Consider the following 6,348-nt stretch of genomic DNA (forward strand, 5'->3'; position numbering starts at 1 on the left):
TGAAAATAACTCTAAAATAATTAATATGAAAAGTATAAAAAATAAAGCCCATCTAGAAATTATCTAAATGGGAAAAATTAAGTAACTACTTATTATTAACTGAATGCATATTTCAGGGGCAGCCCGTCCTGAAAAACTAGTAATTCTCCCGGTTGAATTTTTGTCCAAACTTCGTTGTCAGTGAGGGGTGTGGTAGCAATGACAGCAACGCGATCGCGTTCAGTAGTCACCTCCCGAAAATCTACTGTCATATCTTGGTCAATTAAATGGGCAGCAGCAAAGGGCGCTTGGCGAACAATGTAGCTGAGATTAGTTGAGCAATAAGCAAAAAAGTGTTCTCCATCTGATAATAAGTAATTAAATATACCCACTTTCGCAATTACAGCAGTAATTTCTTGCAGCACGGGATACAGTTCCTTGATGTCAGGCTTACCCTGAGGAAAGCGCGATCGCAATGTTTCTAGCATCATACAGAATGCTTTTTCACTATCGGTATCACCTACGGCTTGATAAAAGCCTAAATTTTCTGGATCAAAATTTGGTAAATTACCATTGTGGGCAAATACCCAATACTGACCCCACAATTCTCTGCGGAAAGGATGGCAGTTGTGTAGGGCAACTTCACCCTGAGTAGCTTTGCGGATATGGGCTATGACATGGGTTGAGTGGATGGGATAACTCCGAACAAACTCCGCTACCGGAGAAGCAATAGAAGGTTGGGCATCTAAAAACATTCGACATCCCTTTCCTTCAAAGAAAGCAATGCCCCAACCATCGCTATGGTTATCCGTTTTTCCTCCCCGTGCAGAAAACCCTTCAAAAGAAAAGCAAATATCCGTTGGAACATTGCAATTCATTCCGAGCAGTTGGCACATGGATGTTGCAGCTCTCAATTTTTGACTAAGGCCTCAGGATCAAGATACTTCAGAATGCTGCCTTGATTCTGGAGCGATCGCTTCAATCTTAGAATTTAAGGCTGAGATATTCTATAACGATCCCCAAAAATAAAGAGTCTGCTTCTAGTTAGCAAGATGACACTATGCCAAAAGATGGTAGCGGCCAATATCTGGTGCAGCAGTCACTAAACCTTCGAGTTTAGCTGCTGCCGCTTGGAAATGGGGTGAATCTAGATGAGTATTCAGGGCTTCAGATGAAGCCCACTCCTCTACAAAAGTAAAATCTGTTGGGTCGTACTGGTTTTGCAAAAGTTCATACTTAATCGCACCTGCTTCCTGACGAGTTGGCTCAATGAGTTCCAACAGTACAGCTTTTAATTCTTCTACTTTGTTAGGCAAAGCAATAATACGGGCAACAATGTGAATAGTTTGGTTTGTCATTTGTCATTTGTCATTTGTCATTTGTCATTAAGTCAAGAGTTAGGAATTCTTTCGCTGCTCCTCTGCTCCTCTGCTCCTCTGCCCCTCTGCTCCCCTGCCCCTCTGCCCCCCTGCTTCTCTGGTGTTAATACTGATTAAAACATCTGCTGTAAATATTGCTCATAGCCTAGTTGTTCTAGTTTTGCTTGCTTTGCAATTACTGATTCACATAAGGTTTGGCGATATTGTTGCACTTTTTCTAGTAATTCTGGTTGATGAGTTGCGAGGATTTGTACTGCTAAAAGTCCGGCATTTTTGGCATTACCGATCGCTACTGTCGCCACAGGAATACCACCAGGCATCTGTAAAATAGAATACAAAGAATCTACACCTTGTAAGTTCCGAGTGGGTACAGGAACACCAATGACAGGAAGAGGAGTTAAAGACGCTACCATTCCAGGTAGATGGGCAGCACCACCAGCACCAGCAATAATTACCTTAATACCGCGTTGGTGTGCAAGTTGAGCATATTGCACCATCCGTTCTGGGGTGCGGTGAGCCGAAACGATCGCAACTTCGCTCTCAACGCCAAATTCTTCACAAACTGCGATCGCATCTTTCATAGTGGGCAAATCGGAATCGCTGCCCATGATAATACCAACTAAGGGAGTCATAATAATTCAAAATTCAAAATTCAAAATTCAAAATTATTTGAGCTAGCTTATGGAAGCTAGGTGATGCGGATCATCATCTCATCTATTGGCATTGTTTGAATTGATTCATTGATATTGGTTGCATCTAAAATCAGATTTAGATCTTTTCTCGTCAGTATGATGACCCAAGCAACACAAAATCCTGTAGATATTATCAATGCTAGAGTGACCGGTTACAAAGATTTGCAGATGCTCTTGGTTAATCCAGAGGGCATGATTGAGCAAATCTTGCCAATGGGTGCAATAAAAGCAGACAGCCGTGCATCCGTAATAGATGTAGCAGGCGACTGGATTTCATTGGGTGGCGTTGATTTGCAAATTAACGGTGCGTTGGGTTTGGCATTTCCTGATTTAACAGATGAAAATGCTCATATAATCCAGAAAATAACGCAATTTTTGTGGGATGTCGGGGTAGATGGATTTTTACCGACACTTGTGACAACTTCAGTAGAAAAGATTCAGCGATCGCTTGCTGTGATTGCTGATATTATCCCCAGTCAAAAAACAGGTAGCAAGATTCTCGGAGTACATCTAGAAGGCCCATTTTTGAATTACCAAAAACGCGGCGCACACCCAGCAGAGTACTTGTTACCCTTAACAATTGATGAAGTAAAGCGGGTTTTGGGAGATTATGCCCACATTGTAAAAGTCATCACCTTAGCGCCGGAGTTAGATCCCACTGGCGAAGTAATTCCATATTTGCGTTCTTTGGGAATTACCGTTAGTTTAGGACATTCTCAGGCAACATCAGCCCAAGCGCAACTTGCTTTTGAACTCGGTGCAACGATGGTAACTCATGCTTTCAATGCCATGCCACCATTACATCACCGCGAACCAGGATTATTAGGGGCAGCAATTACCCATCCTGATGTGATGTGTGGTTTTATTGCTGATGGTGAACACGTTTCGCCTACGATGCTGCAAATATTACTTCGCGCTAGCCATCAAGAGAAAGGGCTGTTCCTTGTGAGTGATGCCCTTTCTCCTCTGGGGCTACCCGATGGCGTCTATCCTTGGGACAGTCGGCAAATTGAAGTTAAAAACGGTACAGCACGACTGGCTGATGGCACTTTATCGGGGACGACTTTACCCTTATTAGTGGGAGTGCAGAATTTGGTGAAGTGGGGAATTTGTGATGTAGAGACTGCCATTTTACTAGCTACAGATGCACCTAGACAAGCAATTCGTTTGCCTGGAATTACCAAGAGCCAACCTGCTAATTTATTACGCTGGCATTGGGATAAAGCGACAAAAGAATTAACTTGGCAGCGATTATTGCGCTAAATTTCGCATCAAGCTAAAAGAATCAAGGTGACAAGGGAAGAAGCGTTAATATACTCAGTAAAAATGTACATTTATGAAATAGACATTATAAACCAATGGATATAGCTCTACTCGTTAAATTTCTCGCTCCCTGTCTGCCATTTTTGTTGAATGTGGGTAATAAAGCCGTAGAAGGGGCATCTCAGAAAGTAGGTGAGGATGTTTGGAATAAAGCCAAAGCTATTTGGGCTAAGTTACATCCCAAAGTAGAGGCTAAGGAAGCAGCGAACGAAGCAGCAACGGATGTGGCGCAAAAGCCAGAGGATGAAGATTTACAAGCAAGTTTGCGAGTGCAACTCAAGAAGATTTTAGAAGCGGATACAGTACTTGCAGAGGAAATAGCTAAAATTTTGCAAGCATCGACTGATCAACCCGGAGACAATATTCAGGTCAGTGCTAATGCTTACGACCAAAGTACGGTGAAGCAAGTTGGGAAGATTGACGCAAACCAAGTAAGTTTTTAATTAAATAGGGTGGATAGAGTACTGCCCACCCTAAAAATTTTGATGTTTCGAGTTCTAAACAGGAACGGTCGAGTTCTAAACAGGAACGGTCGAGTTCTGAACAGGAATGGTCGAGTTCTGAACAGGAACGGCCGAGTTCACAGCCACAATATCAAGCAAAAATTTTACCTCCTGTAAGCAATGGCAGAGGAACCCAGCCCCAGTAACTCGAACAACATTGAAATGAATCTCACTGCCTACGGTAACAGTAAGGTAACTCAAGTAGGACAGATAAATGCAGCAGAAGTCAAGATTATTGTTGACCGAATAGAACCAGTATTAGAGCGATTACAACAAATCTCTCAACCAGAATCGCCTGGGGTTCTCAAAGCAGGCAACCCTAATAAAAGTTTGGCTTACTGGCAGGGACGGAAAACAGAAATTGCCCTAATACAGCAATGGTTAACTGATAAAAATACTTTCCTAATTGGCATAGAAGGCATCGGTGGCACGGGTAAATCGATGCTAGCTGCTAAAATTTATGACGAAATTGAAGGTTTCCCTAAGAGATTTTGGGCTGATGTTAGTTATGGCGCAGGTTTTAGCGATTTAGCCCGGCAAGTCCTCAGTGAATTTGGCTTTCGGGTTCCAGAACAAGAAACTCAGTTAATGCAAGTGCTAGTTAAGTGTCTGCAATCTGGGCAATATTTACTCATCATTGACAACCTAGAGAGTTTATTACAGCCAGATAGACAGTGGGGAAGTCAATTCTACGGCGACTTTTTCAATTCTTGGGTGGAATGTGGCGGTAATAGTAAGGTAATAGTTACCACTAGGGAAAGACCGGAATTACCAAAATTTACATGGCTAGCCCTGAAAGGTTTACAAGTAGCAGAAGGGATAGCACTGTTAACTGCATTAGGTATTCGCGGAGATTTAGAAGAGTTTGTCGGATTGGTAGATGGACATCCTCTGCTGTTGAGATTGGTAGCAGATTTATTAAAGGAAGAATATCCCCAAGACCTGGATTTAAGACGATTGGCAGATGTAGGCTTAGGGAATTTGCGGCAATTATTGACAGATCCCCAAGTGGTAGGTGTGCATCGGCGGGAAAATGTGGGGATGGTGTTGGTGTTGGATGCCAGTTTTGAGCGATTGAGCGAATTGCAAAAGGCTTTATTGCTCAATATCAGTGTTTATCGTGGTGCAGTTGATAGTGCAGCAGCCGTGGCGGTGTTGCTAGGAAGTTCAAAAACAGAGATTGAGGGAGAATTGAGGAATCTGGTTAAGCGTTCTTTGTTGTTAGGAAAACTCAATGTTAAGAGGCGGTTTGAGTTTCAGCCTGTGGTGTTGGAGTATATGCGGTATAAGGCTGGTGATCAGACCGAGGCGCATCAACGAGCTATCAATTACTATCTTTTGAATGTTAAACAACAACCTTGGCAAACTAAAGAAGATATTAAAGAATATCTAGAAATCTTTTATCACTGGTATCAACTAGAAAATGATGACTCGGCATTTAAGATATTAAACTTTTGCAATGATTTTTTGACCTTCCGGGGTTATTATACCGATCAAGTTGATTTATGGGGACAGTTAATAGCAGTTTGGGAAAAAACTGGCGAGAGAGAAAACTGGAATTATAGGGCTGCTCTCAATAATTTGGGCAATGCTTACAACTCTCTGGGACAGTACCAACAGGCGATTGAGTTCTACCAGCAGTCTTTGGAAATATTTAGAGACATAGGCGAACGCAAGGGCGAAGGCATATCCTTGGCTAATTTGGGTAATGCTTACAATTATCAGGGGCAGTATGAACGGGCGATAGATTTCTTCCAGCAGTCTTTGGATATATCTAGGGACATAGGCGATCGCAATAGCGAAGGTAGTTCCTTAAACAATTTGGGCAGTGCTTACCGTTCCTTGGGACAGTACCAACAGGCGATAGATTTCTACCAGCAGTCTTTGGAAATATCTAGGGACATAGGCGATCGCAATGACGAAGGTAATTCCTTGAGCAATTTGGGTAATACTTACAATTATCAGGGACAGTACCAACGGGCGATTGAGTTCTTCCAGCAGTCTTTGGAAATATCTAGAGACATAGGCGATCACAATGGCGAAGGTAATTCCTTAATGGGTTTGGGCAATGCTTACAGTTCCTTGGGACAGTACCAACGGGCGATTGAGTTCTTCCAGCAGTCTTTGGAAATTAAAAGGGAGATTGGCGATCGCAATGGCGAAGGTAATTCCTTGGGCAATTTGGGCAATGCTTACAACTTCCTGGGACAGTACCAACGGGCGATTGAGTTCTTCCAGCAGTCTTTGGATATATCTAGGGACATAGGCGACCGTAATGGCGAAGGTAATTCCTTAAACAATTTAGGCAATGCTTACGGTTCCCTGGGACAATACCAACGGGCGATTGAGTTCTTCCAGCAGTCTTTGGATATATTTAGGGACATAGGCGATCGCAATGGCGAAAGTAATTCCTTAAGCAATTTGGGCAATGCTTACAATTATCAGGGAAAGTACCAACAAGCGATTGAGTTC

At 42.7% G+C, this 6,348-nt stretch carries 6 protein-coding genes; 3 read left to right on the forward strand and 3 right to left on the reverse strand.

The genetic code is table 11. The features are described from left to right. Nucleotides 1-95 precede the first annotated feature (95 nt). The 3 genes from HWQ44_RS21695 to purE all read right to left on the reverse strand — a co-directional run bounded on the left by HWQ44_RS21695 (nt 96) and on the right by purE (nt 1,990). The gene (locus HWQ44_RS21695; RefSeq protein ID WP_292722871.1) at nt 96-875 is read right to left on the reverse strand and encodes a class II glutamine amidotransferase; all 780 of its coding nucleotides are present in this window, start codon (nt 873-875) and stop codon (nt 96-98) included. 162 nt (nt 876-1,037) lie between these two features. Beyond that, nucleotides 1,038-1,337: a putative quinol monooxygenase gene (locus HWQ44_RS21700; RefSeq protein ID WP_292722874.1), complete on the reverse strand. Its 300-nt coding sequence runs from the start codon at nt 1,335-1,337 to the stop codon at nt 1,038-1,040. A 134-nt stretch (nt 1,338-1,471) separates the two neighbouring features. Continuing rightward, entirely contained in the window at nt 1,472-1,990 is a 519-nt protein-coding gene (gene purE / locus HWQ44_RS21705; RefSeq protein WP_104905015.1) for a 5-(carboxyamino)imidazole ribonucleotide mutase, read from the reverse strand. 159 nt (nt 1,991-2,149) lie between these two features. Between purE and nagA the strand changes: the two genes are divergently transcribed. The 3 genes from nagA to HWQ44_RS21720 all read left to right on the forward strand — a co-directional run. Beyond that, a complete protein-coding gene (nagA, locus tag HWQ44_RS21710) occupies nt 2,150-3,313 on the forward strand; it encodes an N-acetylglucosamine-6-phosphate deacetylase (RefSeq protein ID WP_292723224.1) in 1,164 nt (387 codons plus the stop codon). A 95-nt stretch (nt 3,314-3,408) separates the two neighbouring features. Continuing rightward, nucleotides 3,409-3,816 (forward strand): hypothetical protein, encoded by a 408-nt coding sequence (locus HWQ44_RS21715; protein WP_099103888.1) that lies wholly within the window; start codon nt 3,409-3,411, stop codon nt 3,814-3,816. Between the two features lie 180 nt (nt 3,817-3,996). Further along, nucleotides 3,997-6,348, forward strand: a 2,352-nt coding sequence (locus HWQ44_RS21720; RefSeq protein WP_292722879.1) for a tetratricopeptide repeat protein, incomplete at its 3' end; no start/stop codon positions are given.

Source organism: Nostoc sp. JL34 (assembly GCF_017114945.1).
Taxonomy (GTDB): domain Bacteria; phylum Cyanobacteriota; class Cyanobacteriia; order Cyanobacteriales; family Nostocaceae; genus Nostoc.